Raw genomic sequence first — 17,856 nt, forward strand, 5'->3', positions numbered from 1 at the left:
TCGGCAAAACAATTGGCGAATTCATCCGCCCTGTGATGCTTAGTCGTCGTCTTCGTCCTCGACCTTGTCGAAGAAGGAATAGCGCAAGCTGTCGGCGTCGGCGTACCACTGCCCTGGGCCCTTGCCCGCGGCGAGCGTCGCGGTCCAGAGCGCGTCGGTGCAGTCCTTGCGGTGCATCGACAGATCGAAGCCGTTGCCGAAGAACAGCTCGGACCATTCCCACCAGGTGCCGAGCTTCTTGACCCCGCGCAAGAGGTCGTAGCGGTCGATCACGGCTGATGCCATGTCCGAGGTGACAGAGCCGAACACGAGGCCGGTCTTGACCACGCGGTTGAGCTCGCGGATCGCACGGACCACCTGCTTCGGGGCGACGTGGCAGAGGCTGGTCTCGAACACGAAGTCGAAGCTGCCATCCTTGAACGGCATGTCGGTGATCGAGCCGAGCTTGTTGTACTTCTTCAGCGCCTTCGGCGTCTTGGCGTGGATCGCACGGTTGTTCTCGATGCCCCAGGCATCGATGCCGCGATCGCGCAGCGCGCCGACCAGCTCGCCGCTGGCGGAGCCCGCGACCAGAAGCTTGGCGCCCTTGACCTTGCCCCAGACGATGCCGATCAGCTTGGTCAGATAGTCGGGATCGGTGAAATGACTCCACGTTTCGCTATAGGGGCCGAGGCCGCGATAGTTCTCGAAATAGTCGCGGTCGATCTTGTCGGAGATCGGCTCGCCCTCTTCCTGCGCGCGCTCACGGCGCAGGCGCATCATCTCGGTCAGGATGATGTCGGTCGCTGCGTCCGAGGAATCGAGGAGGCCGTTCAGGGTGGAGTCGAACAGGTAATCGCCGACCACGACGATGCCGGGATGTTCCTTCGGCTCGGGCCGGTGGTTGGTCATGACGTCGCGCACGGGCAGACCGCCCGGTATCGCGTTCACCGACGACAGCCAGCGGTGGATCTTGCCCTCCATGAAGTGCGCACGCGCGTCCCCGAGCGAGGCCGGCAGCGATTTCAGCGCGGCGTCGATCAACTCCTGATCCGACAGATTGGCGAAGGCGAGCGCATCGGAACCGGGAATGAGCCAGTTCAAGACGCCGTGCTTGCCGACGTCGTGGCGCGCGCCCTCGTTGTAGACGCAGCAGCCGCCAAAGGCTTCCGACATGAACCAGGCGCCGGGAATCTTTTCACCCCAGAACGGAGAGTCGAACAGGATCGAGACGCGCAGATAGTGCGCCGGACGATCGAAATAGGAGACGTGCTTGACCATCGACTTGCGCAGCTGCTCGCCTTCCCACCCCATCGTGGAGAGCCAGGAATGCGGCAGGCAGACCAGCACGAGATCGAAGTCGCGCGTCTCCGGCCCCTTCCCGTTCATCATCTTGAGCTGATAGCGGCCGGTCGACGCCTTGCCGACGGCGAGCACGCGATGATTGAGCTGGATGTCGGCGTTGACCTCCGACTGCAGGCATTCGATCAGCTGCTCGTTGCCATTCTGGATGGAGTAGAGACCGATATAACCGTCGACATCCATCAGGTAGTTCTTGAGCGCGTTGAGGCCGTTGGTGTTGTGGCTCTCCGTCGCGATATCCGAGCGCGCCATCACCTTGAAGAAGCGCTTGGCGATCTCGTCCTTGACCTCCTCGTCGAGCACCTGTTCGGCAGTCTTGTAGGCCCAGGGGTTCTCGTTGTCGTGGGCGCCGACGCCTTCGTAATACTCGATCGGCGACATCGCGTCGGCGCAACGCTTGCGGAACGCTTCGATCGCCGCCGCGGTCTTGGCGCCATATTTGCGGCGCATGCCGGCGACGTCGTCGAGCAGCTCGCCGCCGAACTGGACCTGTTCGGCGTCCATCGGAATGGTCTGCAGGCCGAAATGCTGGATCAGCTCGCGCAGCGGATCTGGACCCGTCATCGAGTAGTCGTAGATCTCGGCGACGCCGGCCTCGTACATCGCCGGCGCAGAATCGAATTTGCGCGTGACGATCTTGCCGCCGAGCCGGTCGGAGGCCTCGAAGATGGTGATGCGGCAGAGGTCGCCAAGCTTACGCTTCAGGTACCAAGCACTCATCAGCCCGCCGGGGCCGCCGCCAACGATTGCGAGATCAAGCATGTTAGTTCCGTGGTCTCCGGCCCTGCCCCCGTCACGGGACCACCGGTCTAAGTTCCCTTAGCAGAAGCGCTTTTGCGCCTGAAGGAAAGATGAACAAAGGTTGATCCCGCATCGCAACAGGCAAACAAAGCAGCAAAAAGGCCGGCTTTCGCCGGCCTTTTCATTGTCCTCAGTAATCCTACGGATGAACGATCATTCCGCGGGCGGCAGCGCAGGAAGCTCCGCTTCCGGGGCGGGCGACACAACGGCCGCCTGCTTCTCGCGCTCGTCGAGAATCAGCTTGTCGCGCTTCATCGCGACTTCGCGGATCTTGGCCATGGAGGCGCCGGTGCCCGCCGGGATCAGCCGGCCGACGATGACGTTCTCCTTGAGGCCTTCGAGCGGATCGACCTTGCCGTTGACCGCCGCCTCCGTGAGGACGCGGGTGGTCTCCTGGAACGAGGCCGCCGAGAAGAAGGAGCGGGTCTGCAGGCTCGCCTTGGTGATGCCGAGCAGAACCGGCGTACCAGTGGCGGGCTTCTTGCCCTCTTCCTTGGCCTTCTCGTTGAGCGCGTCGAACTCGATCTTGTCGACCTGCTCGCCGGAGATCATGTCCGTGTCGCCCTGGTCGGTGACTTCCACCTTCTGGAGCATCTGACGGACAATCACCTCGATGTGCTTGTCGTTGATGAGCACGCCCTGGAGCCGGTAGACCTCCTGGATCTCGTTGACCAGGTAGGCCGCCAGTTCCTCGATGCCCTTGACCGCAAGGATGTCGTGCGGCGCCGGGTTGCCTTCCACGATGAAGTCGCCCTTTTCGACGATGTCGCCGTCCTGAAGGTGGATGTGCTTACCCTTCGGGATCAGGTACTCGCGCGGCTCGTCGGTCTTGTCCATCGGCTCGATCGAGATGCGACGCTTGTTCTTGTAGTCGCGTCCAAACCGGATGGTGCCCGCGATTTCGGCGATGATCGCCGCATCCTTCGGACGCCGTGCCTCGAACAGTTCCGCCACCCGCGGCAGACCGCCGGTGATGTCACGCGTCTTGGCGCTTTCAGTCGAGACACGGGCGAGGATGTCGCCCGGGTTGACCTTGGCTCCGACGTCGACCGACAGAATGCCGTCGACCGACAGCATGTAGCGGGCATCGCCGCCACGGGCGAGCTTCAGCACCTTGCCGTCCTTGCCCTTGACCACGATGGCCGGACGCAGGTCCGAGCCGCCGCGGGTCGAGCGCCAGTCGATGACAACGCGCTTGGCGATACCGGTGGCCTCGTCCAGCGTTTCCGAGATCGACTGGCCTTCGACCAGATCCTCGAAGCCGATGGTGCCTTCCACTTCGGTGAGAAGCGGACGGGTGTACGGATCCCACTCGACGATGCGCTGGCCACGCTTGACCATGTCGCCCTCGTCCACGTGCAGGCGCGCGCCGTACTGAATACGGTGCGTCGCACGCTCGGTACCGTCGGCATCGACGATCGCAATCACCATGTTGCGGACCATCGCGACCAGGTGACCTTCGCTGTTGCGGGCGATGGCCTTGTTCCGGATCACGATCTTGCCGTCGAAATTGGCTTCGACGAACGACTGCTCGTTGAGCTGCGCCGCACCACCGATGTGGAAGGTGCGCATGGTCAGCTGGGTGCCCGGCTCGCCGATCGACTGCGCCGCGATGACGCCGACCGCTTCGCCGTGGTTGACCGGCGTACCGCGAGCGAGATCGCGGCCGTAGCACTTGCCGCAGATGCCGTTGACGAGTTCGCAAGTCAGCGCCGAGCGGATCTTCACCTCCTGCACACCACCCTGCTGGATGGCGTCCAGATGGCTCTCTTCCATCAGCGTGTCGCGCTTGATGATCACCTTGCCCGAAGCGTCCTTCACGTCTTCGCAGGCCGTGCGTCCGAGGATGCGCGAACCGAGCGAAGCGACCACGGTGCCGGCATCGACGATGGCGCGCATCTTGATGCCGAGCTTCGTGCCGCAGTCGGACTGCGTGATGATGCAATCCTGCGCGACGTCGACCAGACGACGGGTCAGGTAGCCGGAGTTCGCGGTCTTCAACGCGGTGTCCGCGAGGCCCTTACGGGCACCGTGGGTCGAGTTGAAGTACTCGAGAACCGAGAGGCCTTCCTTGAAGTTCGAGATGATCGGCGTCTCGATGATCTCACCCGACGGCTTGGCCATCAGGCCGCGCATGCCGGCAAGCTGGCGCATCTGGGCCGGCGAACCGCGGGCACCGGAGTGAGCCATCATGTAGATCGAGTTGATGTCGGCATCGGCTCCAGCCGCCGTCTTCTTGGTGGAGGAGATCTCCTTCATCATCGCCTTGGCGATTTCTTCCGTGGCCTTCGACCAGGCGTCGACGACCTTGTTGTACTTCTCGCCATGGGTGATCAGACCGTCATTGTACTGCTGCTCGAAATCCTTCGCCAGCGTACGAGTGGTGTCGACGATCTTCCACTTGGAGTGCGGAACGACCATGTCGTCCTTGCCGAACGAGATGCCGGCCTTGAACGCGTTGTAGAAGCCGAGCGCCATGATGCGGTCGCAGAAGATCACAGTCTCCTTCTGGCCGCAGTGACGGTAGACCTGGTCGATGACGCCCGAGATCTCGCGCTTGGTCATCAGCTTGTTGATGATCTCGTACGAGATGCGCGGGTTCTTCGGCAGCAGATTGCCGAGCATGACGCGGCCGGCGGTGGTTTCGATCCAGCGCTTGGAGATCTTGCCGGTCTCGTCCATGCCTTCCCACCGATACTTGATCTTGGTGTGGAGGTGGATGACCTTCGCATGCAGGGCGTGCTCGAGCTCGGCCATGTCGCCGAACAGCTTGCCCTCGCCGGGCAGGCCTTCGCGCATGATCGAGACGTAGTAGAGACCGAGCACGATGTCCTGCGACGGCACGATGATCGGCTGGCCGTTCGCCGGATGCAGGATGTTGTTGGTCGACATCATCAGGACGCGCGCTTCCAGCTGCGCTTCAAGCGACAGCGGAACGTGCACGGCCATCTGGTCGCCGTCGAAGTCGGCGTTGAACGCCGAGCAGACCAGCGGGTGAAGCTGGATCGCCTTGCCCTCGATCAGTACCGGCTCGAACGCCTGGATGCCCAGACGATGCAGCGTCGGCGCGCGGTTGAGCAGCACGGGATGCTCGCGGATCACCTCGTCCAGGATGTCCCAGACCTCGGGCCGCTCCTTCTCGACCAGCTTCTTCGCCTGCTTCACGGTGGTGGACAGGCCCTTGGCGTCAAGCCGCGAATAAATGAACGGCTTGAACAGCTCGAGCGCCATCTTCTTCGGCAGGCCGCACTGATGCAGGCGCAGCTCGGGACCGACCACGATCACCGAACGGCCTGAATAGTCGACGCGCTTGCCGAGCAGGTTCTGACGGAAGCGACCCTGCTTGCCCTTGAGCATGTCGGCGAGCGACTTCAGCGGGCGCTTGTTGGCACCCGTGATGACGCGGCCACGGCGGCCGTTGTCGAACAGCGCGTCGACCGCTTCCTGAAGCATGCGCTTCTCGTTGCGGATGATGATGTCGGGCGCGCGCAGCTCCATCAGCCGCTTCAAGCGGTTGTTGCGGTTGATGACGCGGCGGTAGAGGTCGTTGAGATCCGAGGTCGCGAAGCGGCCGCCGTCCAGCGGCACCAGCGGACGCAGGTCCGGCGGGATCACGGGAACGACAGTCAGGATCATCCATTCCGGCTTGTTGCCGGAGTGGCGGAAGGCCTCGACGATCTTCAGACGCTTGGCGAGCTTCTTGTGCTTGATGTCGGAGTCGGTCTCCTGCATCTCGGCGCGCAGCGACAGCTCGAGCTTCTCGAGGTCCATGCCCTTGAGCAGCTCGCGGATCGCCTCGGCGCCGATCATGGCGGTGAAGGAATCCTGGCCGTACTCGTCCTGCGCCTTCAGATACTCGTCTTCCGACAGCAGCTGACGGTCCTTCAGCGCGGTCAGGCCCGGCTCAAGCACGACGTAGTATTCGAAGTAGAGGATCCGCTCGAGATCCTTCAGCGTCATATCGAGCAAAAGGCCGATGCGCGAGGGCAGCGACTTCAAAAACCAGATGTGAGCAACGGGCGCCGCGAGCTCGATGTGGCCCATGCGCTCGCGCCGAACGCGCGACAGCGTGACCTCGACCGAGCACTTCTCGCAGATGATGCCCTTGTACTTCATGCGCTTGTACTTGCCGCACAAGCACTCGTAGTCCTTGATCGGTCCGAAGATGCGGGCGCAGAACAGGCCGTCGCGCTCGGGCTTGAAGGTACGGTAGTTGATGGTCTCCGGCTTCTTGATCTCGCCGTAGGACCAGGACAGAATCTTCTCCGGGGACGCGATCGAGATCCGGATCTGGTCGAAGACCTGAGCCGGCGTCGTCGGGTTAAAGAGATTCATAATTTCTTGGTTCATCGTCTTCTCCTCGCGTACCGGTCGCCTCCGGCCGCAAATTCGAAAATCACTCGAGCGGGGCGCCCTGCCCTCAAGGCATCGGGAGGGGCGCCAATGCCCGGCCGCGAAGGCCGGGCATGAAAGGTCGTGTTACTCGGCCGCTTCCGACGTCGGTGCCGGACCGATCTTGGAATTGTGCAGATCGACGTTGAGGCCGAGCGAGCGCATTTCCTTGACCAGCACGTTGAACGATTCCGGAATACCGGCCTCGAAGGTGTCGTCGCCACGCACGATCGCCTCGTACACCTTGGTACGGCCGGCGACGTCGTCCGACTTCACGGTCAGCATTTCCTGGAGCGTGTAGGCCGCGCCGTAAGCTTCGAGCGCCCACACCTCCATTTCGCCGAAACGCTGGCCGCCGAACTGCGCCTTGCCGCCCAGCGGCTGCTGGGTGACGAGCGAGTACGGACCGATCGAACGCGCGTGGATCTTGTCGTCCACGAGATGGTGCAGCTTGAGCATGTAGATGTAGCCCACCGTCACCTTGCGATCGAATGCATCGCCGGTGCGGCCGTCATAGACGGTCGACTGACCCGATGCGTCCAGACCCGCCAGCTTCAGCATCTCCTCGATGTCGGTCTCCTTGGCGCCATCGAACACCGGCGTTGCGATCGGCACGCCGCGGCTCAGATTGTGGCCGAGTTCAAGCAGCTCGCTGTCGTTGAGCGTCTTGATCGTCTCGTCCTCGCCGTAGACCTTCTTCAAGGTTTCCTTCAGCGGCTTGATGTCCTGCTTCGACAAATAAGCATCGACCGTCTGGCCGATACGCTTGCCGAGGCCGGCGCAAGCCCAGCCGAGATGCGTCTCGAGGATCTGTCCGACGTTCATGCGCGAGGGCACGCCCAGCGGGTTGAGCACGATGTCGGCGTGCGTGCCGTCTTCGAGGAACGGCATGTCCTCGATCGGCACGATCTTCGACACCACGCCCTTGTTGCCGTGGCGGCCGGCCATCTTGTCGCCGGGCTGGATCTTGCGCTTCACCGCGACGAAGACCTTGACCATCTTCATCACGCCGGGCGGCAATTCGTCACCGCGCTGAAGCTTCTCGACCTTGTCGAGGAAGCGCTGCTCGAGCCCCTTCTTCGACTCGTCGTACTGCTTCCGCATGGCCTCGATCTCGGCCATCAGCTTGTCGTTCGGCGAAGCGAACAGCCACCACTGCGACTTCGGGTACTCCTCGAGCACCGCACGGGTGATCTTGGTGTCCTTCTTGAAGCCCTTGGGACCGGCAATGCCCTGCCGCCCCTCGAGGAGCTCGGCAAGACGGTTGTAGACGTTGCGGTCCAGGATCGCCTGCTCGTCGTCGCGGTCCTTGGCCAGACGCTCGATCTCTTCCCGCTCGATCGCCAGCGCACGCTCGTCCTTGTCGACGCCGTGGCGGTTGAACACGCGGACTTCCACGATCGTACCCTGCACGCCCGGGGGAACGCGCAGCGAGGTGTCGCGAACGTCGGAGGCCTTTTCGCCGAAGATGGCGCGCAGGAGCTTTTCCTCCGGCGTCATCGGGCTTTCGCCCTTCGGCGTGATCTTGCCGACCAGGATGTCGCCGGCGCGCACTTCTGCACCGATGTAGACGATGCCGGCTTCGTCGAGGTTCTTCAGCGCTTCTTCCGAGACGTTCGGAATATCGCGGGTGATTTCCTCAGGTCCGAGCTTGGTGTCGCGGGCCATCACCTCGAATTCTTCGATATGAATTGAGGTAAACACGTCTTCCTTCACGATCCGCTCAGAGAGCAGGATCGAGTCTTCGAAGTTGTAGCCGTTCCACGGCATGAACGCGACGAGCACGTTCCGGCCGAGCGCGAGCTCGCCGAGATCGGTCGACGGACCGTCGGCGATGATGTCGCCCTTCTTGACGGTGTCGCCGACCTTCACCAGCGGACGCTGGTTGATGCAGGTCGACTGGTTGGAACGCTGGTACTTCATCAGACGGTAGATATCGACGCCCGACTTGGTCGGATCGAGATCTTCGGTGGCGCGGATAACGACGCGGGTCGCGTCGATCTGGTCGATCACGCCCGAACGGCGCGCCGCGATCGCAGCACCCGAGTCACGCGCAACCACGCCTTCCATGCCGGTGCCGACGAACGGCGCCTCGGCGCGAACCAGCGGCACCGCCTGGCGCTGCATGTTCGAGCCCATCAGCGCGCGGTTGGCGTCGTCGTTCTCGAGGAACGGGATCAGCGCCGCGGCGACCGAAACGAGCTGCTTCGGCGACACGTCCATGTAGTCGACCTTGTCCGGCGTCATCGGCACGACGTCGCGGGTACCGCTCGCGCGGCAGACCACGAGGTCTTCAGTGAAGCGGCCCTTGGCGTCGACCGGCACGTTGGCCTGGGCGACCGAGTAGCGGCCTTCTTCCATCGCCGAGAGATACACGACCTCGTCGGTGACGCGACCGTCCTTGACCTTGCGATACGGCGTCTCGACGAAACCGTATTTGTTCACGCGCGCGAAGGTGGCGAGCGAGTTGATCAGACCGATGTTCGGACCTTCCGGCGTCTCAATCGGGCAGATGCGGCCGTAATGCGTCGGATGCACGTCGCGCACCTCGAAGCCGGCGCGCTCGCGGGTCAGACCGCCCGGTCCAAGTGCCGAGAGGCGGCGCTTGTGGGTAATCTCCGACAGCGGGTTGGTCTGGTCCATGAACTGCGAAAGCTGCGAGGAGCCGAAGAACTCGCGCACGGCGGCAGCCGCCGGCTTGGCGTTGATCAGATCCTGCGGCATGACCGTGTCGATGTCGACCGAGGACATGCGCTCCTTGATCGCGCGCTCCATACGCAGGAGGCCGATGCGGTACTGGTTCTCCATGAGCTCGCCGACCGAGCGCACACGGCGGTTGCCGAGATGGTCGATGTCGTCGATCTCGCCCTTGCCGTCGCGCAGATCCACCAGCGTCTTGATGACGCAGAGGATGTCTTCCTTGCGCAGCGTGCGCTGGGTGTCGGGCGCATCGAGATCGAGGCGCATGTTCATCTTGACGCGGCCGACCGCGGAGAGGTCATAACGCTCGGCATCGAAGAACAGCGACTGGAACATCGCCTGCGCCGAATCCAGCGTCGGCGGCTCGCCCGGGCGCATCACGCGGTAGATGTCGAACAGCGCGTCTTCACGCGTCATGTTCTTGTCGGCCGAGAGCGTGTTGCGGATATAGGCGCCGACATTGACGTGGTCGATGTCGAGCAGCGGCAGTTCCTTGTAGCCGTGCTCGTTGAGGGCCTTCATCGACTTGTCGGTGATTTCTTCACCGGCTTCGGCGTGGATCTCGCCGGTCTTCGGGTTGACGAGATCCTCGGCGAGGTAATTGCCGACGAGTTCCTCATCCGACAGACGCAGCGCCTTGAGCCCCTTCTCCTGGAGCTGGCGGGCGGCGCGAACGGTGAGCTTCTTGCCGGCCTCGAGCACGACCTTGCCGGTGTCGGCGTCGATCAGGTCGTTGATGGTCGAGTAACCGCGGAAACGGTTGGCGTCGAACGGAACGCGCCAGCCTTCCTTGGTCCGCTTGTAGAGGATCTTCTTGTAGAACGTGGACAGGATCGCCTCGCCGTCGAGGCCGAGGGCGAACATCAGCGACGTCACCGGAATCTTGCGGCGACGGTCGATACGCGCATAGACGATGTCCTTGGCGTCGAACTCGATGTCGAGCCAGGAGCCGCGATACGGGATCACGCGGGCAGCGAACAGCAGCTTGCCCGAGGAGTGGGTCTTGCCCTTGTCGTGGTCGAAGAACACGCCCGGCGAACGATGCATCTGCGAGACGATGACGCGCTCGGTGCCATTCACGATGAAGGTGCCGTTCATCGTCATGAGCGGAATATCGCCCATGTAGACGTCCTGCTCCTTGATGTCCTTGACCGACTTCGCGCCGGTTTCTTCATCGATATCGAACACGATGAGGCGCAGCGTCACCTTGAGGGGGGCAGCGAAGGTCATGCCGCGCTGGCGGCACTCGTCGACGTCATACTTGGGCTGCTCGAACTCGTAGCGGACGAATTCCAGCATCGACGTGCCCGAGAAGTCGGAAATCGGGAACACGGAACGGAACACAGCCTGCAGGCCCTCGTCGAGGCGCCCGCCCGCGGGTTCATCGACCATCAGGAACTGGTCATAGGACGCCTTCTGAACCTCGATGAGGTTCGGCATCTCGGCGACTTCCTTGATGTGTCCGAAAAACTTGCGAACGCGTTTGCGACCGGTGAATGTCTGCTGCGCCATCGTGGCCTCTCATTTTCGTCGCCCGCTCTGGGCGAACCGTCCGGAACGCAGCTGCCGCCGCTCCCCGGGTTGAATTTTTCGAACCCGTTTTGGGGAACCGAAAATCCAGTTTCAGGCCGTCATGTCCTGAATCTGTTCTTCAGACCTTCAAAACGCAAAACGACGCGCGGGGCGCATAGGCACGCCCGCCCGTCACAACGATCCTCTTCACGGACTGCAAAAGCCCGAAATAGCCTGCTCTCCCAACGGCTTACAGGGAAATCCGGCATCCCTGCCCACCGCGCTTTCGTGCTGCCGACCCGATATGGGGCGACAATAGTGCAGATTCGAGGGGTAAACCCTCAAATCCCCACACATTTTCGTGTCTGGCCTGCGTCGGGACGATCCGTCGCACGCCTTTTGCATCTGACTGCCATCTTGAGGTCGCCCTCTTGAGGGGCAGAAAAGGTCCCGGGCCTCGGCCCGGGACCCCGTAAGCGTTGCTTACTTGAGCTCGACCTTGGCGCCAGCCTTCTCGATCTGGGCCTTGATCTTCTCGGCTTCTTCCTTGTTCACGCCTTCCTTCAGCGGCTTCGGAGCACCCTCGACGAGGTCCTTTGCTTCCTTGAGGCCGAGACCGGTGATGGCGCGGACTTCCTTGATGACCTCGATCTTCTTCTCGCCAGCCGAGGCGAGAACGACCGTGAACTCGGTCTTCTCTTCCGCCGGAGCGGCGGCAGCGCCACCACCAGCCGGGCCGGCCACGGCGACAGCCGCGGCAGCCGAAACGCCCCACTTCTCTTCGAGGAGCTTCGCCAGTTCAGCGGCTTCGAGCACGGTGAGGCTCGAGAGGTCGTCAACGATCTTCTGCAAGTCAGCCATTGTTCAGTTTCCTTGAGTGTAAGTCTGGTTCGGGTTTGAGTTTTGCGAAGGGCGTCAGGCCGCTTCGCCCTTTGAGGCATGAGCCTGGATGACGCGCGCGAGCTTGCCCGCGGGCGCGTTGGCGAGCTGAGCGAGCTTGGTCGCCGGGGCCACGATTAGGCCGACGATCTTGCCGCGCAGTTCGTCAAGCGACGGCAGCGAGGCAAGCGCCTTCACGCCGTCGACATTCAGGACGGTCTTTCCCATCGAGCCGCCGATGATGACGAACTTTTCGTTCGCCTTGGCGAATTCGATGGCGACCTTTGGCGCCGCTACCGGATCGTTCGAAGTGGCGATCACGGTCGGTCCCTTGAGCATGGGGCCGATGGCAACGACGTCAGTGCCTTCAAGAGCAATTTTGGCGAGACGGTTCTTCGAGACCTTCACCGAGGCGCCAGCCTGCTTCATCTGCATGCGCAGCTTCTGCATCTGGGCAACGGTCAGGCCGGAATATTGGGCAACGACCGCGACGCTCGTGGTCTTGAAGACCCCATTGAGCTGTTCGACCGCTTCCTTTTTTGCCGCTCGTTCCACAGCAAGCTCTTTCCGGTTGGCGGTCATCGCGAAAGCGGGACCGCCGGGTTGCACCCATTGTCCCGCTCAAACCTGAACCTCTGGGCCAAAACCCTTTGGACACGCCGGGGCGAGACAACGATTAAAGCCTGCCCTCCCGGAACTCTTGCAAGGTCCACGGGGTGTCGAGGTCCGAACCAAACTCCTTCCGCGACCACCCTCAAGTGGAAAGCGAAGTGAAATCCGGTCTTCACCCGTCTATGCAGGCCATGCGATTAAGCCGTTGAGAAATCGAAATTTCCCGCGGGCGCCTGCAGTCTTGGACAGGACAAGGCCAGCCGGCGAACCGTCTGACCTTTGCCCGCATCCCACCGGCCGATGGATTTTCCTTCCTTTTCGGGCAAATCCTTGCGGACGTCCTGAAAAGGAATGATCTCCTGCGTGTCGGGTTTTCGGAATGCGTGCACGAACGCGCCAGCCAAGGCCGGCACGTCCGGAAGCGGCTCTTTAACCGCTCTCTGCCGGATTGCCAAGAGCAAAATTCGCACCAGTTCCAATCCGTTGCCTGTTCGGCTTGATCCGGGCCAACAAGGGCCGATTCAGGCCGATTTGACCTCATACGGTAGCGGCTTGCCCTCGAAAAATGCGCTCAGGTTCGCCAGCACGCAGTTCTGCATGGCGACATGCGATTCGAGGGTGTGGCCGCCGATATGCGGGGCGAACACCACATTCGGCAGCGCCGTCAGCGCGTCGGGGGCGTGCGGCTCCTTCTCGAAGACGTCGAGGCCGGCGCCGGCGATGGTCCTCTCGGTCAGCGCCGCGATCAGGGCCTTCTGGTCGATAACGGAGCCGCGGGAGATGTTGACGACATAACCGTCCGCACCGAGCCGCCTGAGGATATCGGCGTTGATCACATGCTGGGTCTCCGCCCCTGCCCGCACCGCGATCATCAGCACGCTGCACCAATCAGCCAGAGCCTCCAATGTCGGGAAATATTGATAGGGCAGATCGTATTTGCTGCGACTGAAATAGCCGACCTCGCTCTCGAACGCGGCGCAGCGCGCGGCGATCTTGCGGCCGATCTGGCCCATGCCGTAGACGCCGATGCGGCGGTCGGGCATGCCGGCTTGCGGGCGCATCATCGGCGACTGTTTCGAGGCGGACCAATCGCCGCTGCGAACATATTGGTCGGCCACCAGGATCCGCCGCGTCGTTGCCAGCATCAGGGTCATCGCGATATCTGCGACCGAGGCGGCATTGGCGCCCGGGCTGTGCCCGACCGCGATGTTGCGCGCAGCGGCAGCCTTCAGGTCGACGCCGTCATAGCCGGTGCCGTAGCAGACGATCGCGCCGAGCTTTGGGAACAGATCCATCGCGTCCGCCCCCAGCGGCGAGCCGCCGGCGGTCAGCAGCGCGCGGATGCCGCCGAGCTCGCGGGCCGAAAACACCTCGTGGGCGGGCTTGCCACCGGTGTCGAGCAGCTCGAACCGCTCGGCGAAGCGCGCCATCATCGACTTGGGAAAGCGCGAGTAGACCAGGACCTTGTCAGCCATTGTTCTTGTTTCCGGTGGATGTGCCCACAAACGACGAGGGGCGGAATCGGTTGCCCGATTCCGCCCCTCGCCTCATGCAATTTCCAAACCTCAGCCGAGAATGGTGCCCGGCTCGACCTTCACGCCCGGGCCCATCGTCGAGGACACCGCAACGCGCTGGATGTAGGTGCCCTTGGAGCCAGCCGGCTTCGCCTTCGCGACCGCGTCAGCGAGAGCCTTGATGTTCTCGACCAGCTTCTCCTCGGAGAACGAGGCCTTGCCGACGCCGGCCTGCAGGATGCCCGCCTTCTCGACGCGGAACTCGACCGAGCCGCCCTTGGCACCCTTCACCGCACCGGCGACGTCCATGGTCACCGTGCCGATCTTCGGGTTCGGCATCAGGCCGCGCGGGCCGAGCACCTTACCGAGACGACCGACCAGCGGCATCATGTCGGGGGTGGCGATGCAGCGGTCGAAATCGATCGCGCCGTTCTGCACCTTCTCGACCAGGTCTTCGGCGCCGACGACGTCAGCACCAGCAGCCTTGGCCTCATCAGCCTTGGCGCCACGGGCGAACACGCCGACGCGGAGCGTACGGCCGGTGCCGTTCGGCAGGGTCACGACGCCGCGGACCATCTGGTCGGCGTGACGCGGATCGACGCCGAGATTGATCGCGACCTCGATGGTCTCGTCGAACTTCGCTTTCGCGCGTTCCTTGACCATCTTGATGGCGTCCGCGAGCGGGTAAAGCTTTTCGCGGTCAACACCTTCGCGGGCTTTGTTCAAACGCTTTCCGATTGCCATAGCCGCTTACCCCGCAACTTCCAGACCCATCGAACGGGCGGAGCCCTCGACCATCTTCATGGCCGATTCGATGGTATCGCAATTGAGATCCTTCATCTTCTTCTCGGCGATCTCGCGCACCTGCGCCTTGGTCACCTTGCCGGCCTTGTCACGGCCCGGCGCCTTCGAGCCGGATTGGATCTTGGCGGCCTGCTTGAGGAAGTAGGACATCGGCGGCGTCTTCATCTCGAAGGTGAAGGAACGGTCCGCATAGATGGTGATGATCACCGGGATCGGCGTGTTCTTCTCTTCCTTCTGGGTCTGGGCGTTGAACGCCTTGCAGAACTCCATGATGTTGAGACCGCGCTGACCGAGCGCGGGACCGATCGGGGGCGAGGGATTCGCCGCACCGGCCGGGACCTGAAGCTTCAGGTATCCGGTCACTTTCTTTGCCATGTATCACTCCTGTTGTGCCGGCAAGCGCCGGCGGTTTCAGGTTCGTGGTCTGGGTCGGATGCGGCTGGCTACCGCCCTCTCCCTCCCACGGCCTCTCTCTGCGCGAGACCTGAGTCTCACGCGCACCCGGTCAGACCTTCTCGACCTGACCGAATTCCAGTTCCACGGGCGTTGCGCGACCGAAGATCGACACCGCAACCTTCACGCGCGAGCGCGCCTCGTCGATTTCCTCGACCACACCCGAGAACGAGGCGAACGGGCCGTCGGCCACGCGCACGTTCTCGCCGATCTCGAACGACACCGACGCCTTCGGCCGTTCCACGCCTTCCTGTACCTGGTGCAGGATGCGCATGGCCTCGGATTCCGAGATCGGCATCGGCTTGTTTTCCGCGCCGAGGAAGCCCGTCACCTTCGGCGTGTTCTTGATGAGATGAAACGCCTCGTCGGTCAGCTTCATCTTCACCAGCACGTAGCCCGGGAAGAACTTGCGCTCGGCGTCGATCTTGCGGCCGCGGCGCACTTCCGTGACCTTCTCGGTCGGAACCAGCACGAGCTCGAACAGCTCCTCGAGACCGCGCTGCTTGGCCTGCTCGCGGATCGATTCGGCGACCTTCTTCTCGAAGTTCGAATAAGCGTGGACGATATACCAGCGCTTGTCGGACGATTGGGTTGCGGCGGCTGTTGCCATCAGTGAATGCCCAAAAGGAAGGTGATGAGGTAGCGGATGATCTGGTCGGCGGCGAAGAAGAAGATCGAGGCCACGGCGACCATCACGAAAACCATGATGGTTGTGATCGTGGTCTCACGACGGGTCGGCCAGGTGACCTTGGCGGTCTCCGAGCGCACTTCCTGCAAGAACTTGAACGGGCTGACTGCCATCGTTTGAGACGCCAATAAGGATTTCGGGGATCCGAACAGCCGCCTGTGGCCCAGCCCTCTGTCTCGAAGGATGAGCCGGAAAACCGGGCTCTGATGTTCGGGGATTTCAAAGCCGCGCCGGAGATCCGCGTCTAACGGGCCGGCTGCGAGTGCGGGGTATCTACTGCGGATGGGGCCAAAGGTCAAGATCGAGGGAGCCTTCCCGGCCCGGCCGGCTTTGCTTGGACGACCAAGCAGAGCCCAAACCGATCAAGGGCTTATCCGTCTCTTACGGGCGCGTCCCAAAAGGCGTTGACCCGTTCCCTGCAGATCGCCCATCAGCGCCCTCCCCTCGGGCGCTTTTGGCGATCGCCCCTCAGACGGCACTGTCGACCATGGAAATGCCCGGCAACGGCACCACGAACTTTCCGCCCTCGGCGAAATAGCTGGCGTGCTTTGCCCGGATCGGGTCCACATAGCGCCAGGCGAAGACGACGACGAAGGCCGGCTTGCGCTCGTAGAGTGCGGCGGGGGGCAGGATCGGGATGTCGTACCCCGGGCCCGCCATCACGTTCCCCTTCTTGGGATCGTCGTCCACGAGGAAGTCGATTTTGCTCTCCAGGCCGAACTGCGGCAGCAGCGCCGTGGTGCCGACCGAAACGCCGTAGCCGGCGACCAATTGGCCCTGCGCATGGGCGGCATCGGCCATCGCGACCAGTTCGTCGCGAATGGCTGCGATTCTCTTGACGTAGGGCGCGTAATAGGCCGGCTGATCGACGCCGAGCCGGTCTTCCTCGGCGATGAAGCGCGCGACCTCCGCCGACGGTTTCTTGGCGCCGCCCGCGCGCTGAACCGTCACGCGGATCGAGCCACCTTTGGTCCAGATGTGCTGGACGTCGATCAATTCCATCCCGAGTCGCGCAAAGAAGCGCGTCAGCGGCTTGATGTTAGAATACGACGGATGCTCGTGATAAACGGTATCGAGCAGATTCTTCTCGGTGACGTCGACGCCGTATTGCGTCTCGAATACGAACAGGCCGTCCCGCGCAGCACATCGCGAACCACGATCACCAGCGGATCGAGATTGTCGACATTGGCGATCATGTTGTTGGCAATCACGACGCTGGCCGCGCCATGGCTCTTCAGGAGGCCTGCGGCGATTGGGGCCTGCCCCAGATCGTCAGACCGATCGACCCCGACATTCTGTATCGGCAGTTCAACTACAATTTCAGCAGCTGGAAGCCGGAGCCGCACCAAGTGGACGAGCTCGATACCATCGCGAAATTCTCGAAGCATCAATCTGTGTTCGAGATCGGATGTAACGACGGCCTGTTCATGGACCGGTTGCGCGAGCGCGGCGCGAAGGTCTTGGTCGGCGTGGAGCCCAACCCGGTCTCAGGCAAGATCGCCCGCGGGCGCGGCATCAAGGTCTATGCCGACATGATCAGCCCGGCACTGTGCCACGATGCGGTCGCACACGCCGGCAAGTTCGATCTCGTGGTCTCGCGACAGGTGCTGGAACACATCATCGATTTCGAGAACTTCTTCGCCTGTATAAAGATCGCGCTCAGCGACGACGGACTGCTGTTCATCGACGTGCCTGATTTCGCGCCCGGCTCCATGGCGGGCGACCTCTCAGTGCTCTGGGAGGAGCACGTCAGTTACTTTACCGAGCCGACGCTGCTTGCGTTGCTGGCGCGCCATGGCTTCGAGGCGGTCTCCGTCAAGAAATACAATTTCAGCGGCGGCAGCCTGGCCATCGCAGCCCGCCGCGCCACAGGCGCAGTGACAGCGCCGCCTGCGCCGGCTGGCGTCGGCGAGAAATTCGGTCAGCGTGCGAGGGAGTACGGCGCCCGTCTCCGCCCGATCCTCGCCAAGGCCCGCGCCAGCGGCGCCGAGATCGCAATCTACGGCGCCGGCTGCCGCGCACCTGCACCTTCACCAATGCCCACGAACTCGCGGAGCTGGTCGATGTCTCGGTCGACGACCAGAAGGAGCGCCAGGGATTGTTCCTGCCCGGCACCGGCATTCCGATCCGCTCGCCGGAAGACCTCACCGGCAGATTCGG

Annotated in this window: 12 protein-coding genes and 2 pseudogenes; 2 read left to right on the forward strand and 12 right to left on the reverse strand. The window is 62.8% G+C overall.

From position 1 onward, the window contains the following. Window positions 1–39 precede the first annotated feature (39 nt). The 12 genes from L6637_RS35540 to L6637_RS35595 form a co-directional block, all read right to left on the reverse strand. The gene (locus tag L6637_RS35540; RefSeq protein WP_237873568.1) at window positions 40–2,103 is read right to left on the reverse strand and encodes an FAD-dependent oxidoreductase; all 2,064 of its coding nucleotides are present in this window, start codon (window positions 2,101–2,103) and stop codon (window positions 40–42) included. Window positions 2,104–2,295: 192 nt separating this feature from the next. Then, window positions 2,296–6,492, reverse strand: a complete 4,197-nt coding sequence (gene rpoC / locus L6637_RS35545) for a DNA-directed RNA polymerase subunit beta' (protein ID WP_237861434.1) — start codon at window positions 6,490–6,492, stop codon at window positions 2,296–2,298. Between the two features lie 129 nt (window positions 6,493–6,621). Further along, window positions 6,622–10,746: a DNA-directed RNA polymerase subunit beta gene (gene rpoB, locus L6637_RS35550; RefSeq protein WP_237873569.1), complete on the reverse strand. Its 4,125-nt coding sequence runs from the start codon at window positions 10,744–10,746 to the stop codon at window positions 6,622–6,624. Window positions 10,747–11,229: 483 nt separating this feature from the next. Then, window positions 11,230–11,607 carry a 50S ribosomal protein L7/L12 gene (rplL, locus tag L6637_RS35555; protein WP_018647233.1) on the reverse strand — a complete coding sequence of 126 codons (378 nt, stop codon included), beginning with the start codon at window positions 11,605–11,607 and terminating at the stop codon, window positions 11,230–11,232. 54 nt (window positions 11,608–11,661) lie between these two features. Continuing rightward, the gene (rplJ, locus tag L6637_RS35560) at window positions 11,662–12,180 is read right to left on the reverse strand and encodes a 50S ribosomal protein L10 (RefSeq protein ID WP_140976519.1); all 519 of its coding nucleotides are present in this window, start codon (window positions 12,178–12,180) and stop codon (window positions 11,662–11,664) included. A 254-nt stretch (window positions 12,181–12,434) separates the two neighbouring features. Beyond that, window positions 12,435–12,716, reverse strand: a complete 282-nt coding sequence (locus L6637_RS35565) for a hypothetical protein (RefSeq protein ID WP_237873570.1) — start codon at window positions 12,714–12,716, stop codon at window positions 12,435–12,437. Between the two features lie 42 nt (window positions 12,717–12,758). After that, a complete protein-coding gene (locus tag L6637_RS35570) occupies window positions 12,759–13,712 on the reverse strand; it encodes a 2-hydroxyacid dehydrogenase (RefSeq protein WP_237873572.1) in 954 nt (317 codons plus the stop codon). A 90-nt stretch (window positions 13,713–13,802) separates the two neighbouring features. Further along, the gene (gene rplA / locus L6637_RS35575) at window positions 13,803–14,495 is read right to left on the reverse strand and encodes a 50S ribosomal protein L1 (protein WP_237873573.1); all 693 of its coding nucleotides are present in this window, start codon (window positions 14,493–14,495) and stop codon (window positions 13,803–13,805) included. Between the two features lie 6 nt (window positions 14,496–14,501). Then, the gene (rplK, locus tag L6637_RS35580; RefSeq protein ID WP_011088164.1) at window positions 14,502–14,930 is read right to left on the reverse strand and encodes a 50S ribosomal protein L11; all 429 of its coding nucleotides are present in this window, start codon (window positions 14,928–14,930) and stop codon (window positions 14,502–14,504) included. A 130-nt stretch (window positions 14,931–15,060) separates the two neighbouring features. Then, entirely contained in the window at window positions 15,061–15,618 is a 558-nt protein-coding gene (nusG, locus tag L6637_RS35585) for a transcription termination/antitermination protein NusG (protein WP_015685389.1), read from the reverse strand. After that, window positions 15,618–15,809, reverse strand: coding sequence for a preprotein translocase subunit SecE (gene secE, locus L6637_RS35590; protein WP_007611620.1), 192 nt, complete (start codon window positions 15,807–15,809; stop codon window positions 15,618–15,620). The genes nusG and secE overlap by 1 nt, the downstream gene beginning before the upstream one ends. A 355-nt stretch (window positions 15,810–16,164) precedes the next feature. Beyond that, on the reverse strand, window positions 16,165–16,698 hold the full coding sequence (locus L6637_RS35595; RefSeq protein ID WP_237861428.1) for a methyltransferase C-terminal domain-containing protein: 534 nt from the start codon (window positions 16,696–16,698) through the stop codon (window positions 16,165–16,167). Window positions 16,699–16,922: 224 nt separating this feature from the next. On the opposite strand from L6637_RS35595, the pseudogene L6637_RS42680 reads away from it, so the two are divergent. Both L6637_RS42680 and L6637_RS42685 read left to right on the forward strand, forming a co-directional pair. Beyond that, a pseudogene (locus L6637_RS42680) lies at window positions 16,923–17,450 on the forward strand (class I SAM-dependent methyltransferase); the annotation flags it as partial. Between the two features lie 302 nt (window positions 17,451–17,752). Next, window positions 17,753–17,836 (forward strand): annotated as a pseudogene (locus tag L6637_RS42685) (hypothetical protein); the annotation flags it as partial. Between the last annotated feature and the right edge of the window lie 20 nt (window positions 17,837–17,856).

The sequence above is a fragment of the Bradyrhizobium zhengyangense genome, from assembly GCF_022012435.1.
In the GTDB taxonomy this organism is placed as follows: domain Bacteria; phylum Pseudomonadota; class Alphaproteobacteria; order Rhizobiales; family Xanthobacteraceae; genus Bradyrhizobium; species Bradyrhizobium zhengyangense.

Bases quoted from the DNA above. Each gene is read 5' to 3' on its own strand.
- rpoB (WP_237873569.1), bottom strand. From the start codon at position 10,746: ATGGCGCAGCAGACATTCACCGGTCGCAAACGCGTTCGCAAGTTTTTC.
- L6637_RS35540 (WP_237873568.1), bottom strand. From the start codon at position 2,103: ATGCTTGATCTCGCAATCGTTGGCGGCGGCCCCGGCGGGCTGATGAGT.
- rplL (WP_018647233.1), bottom strand. From the start codon at position 11,607: ATGGCTGACTTGCAGAAGATCGTTGACGACCTCTCGAGCCTCACCGTG.
- L6637_RS35570 (WP_237873572.1), bottom strand. From the start codon at position 13,712: ATGGCTGACAAGGTCCTGGTCTACTCGCGCTTTCCCAAGTCGATGATG.
- rplA (WP_237873573.1), bottom strand. From the start codon at position 14,495: ATGGCAATCGGAAAGCGTTTGAACAAAGCCCGCGAAGGTGTTGACCGC.
- rpoC (WP_237861434.1), bottom strand. From the start codon at position 6,492: ATGAACCAAGAAATTATGAATCTCTTTAACCCGACGACGCCGGCTCAG.
- L6637_RS35595 (WP_237861428.1), bottom strand. From the start codon at position 16,698: ATGGAATTGATCGACGTCCAGCACATCTGGACCAAAGGTGGCTCGATC.
- nusG (WP_015685389.1), bottom strand. From the start codon at position 15,618: ATGGCAACAGCCGCCGCAACCCAATCGTCCGACAAGCGCTGGTATATC.
- secE (WP_007611620.1), bottom strand. From the start codon at position 15,809: ATGGCAGTCAGCCCGTTCAAGTTCTTGCAGGAAGTGCGCTCGGAGACC.
- rplK (WP_011088164.1), bottom strand. From the start codon at position 14,930: ATGGCAAAGAAAGTGACCGGATACCTGAAGCTTCAGGTCCCGGCCGGT.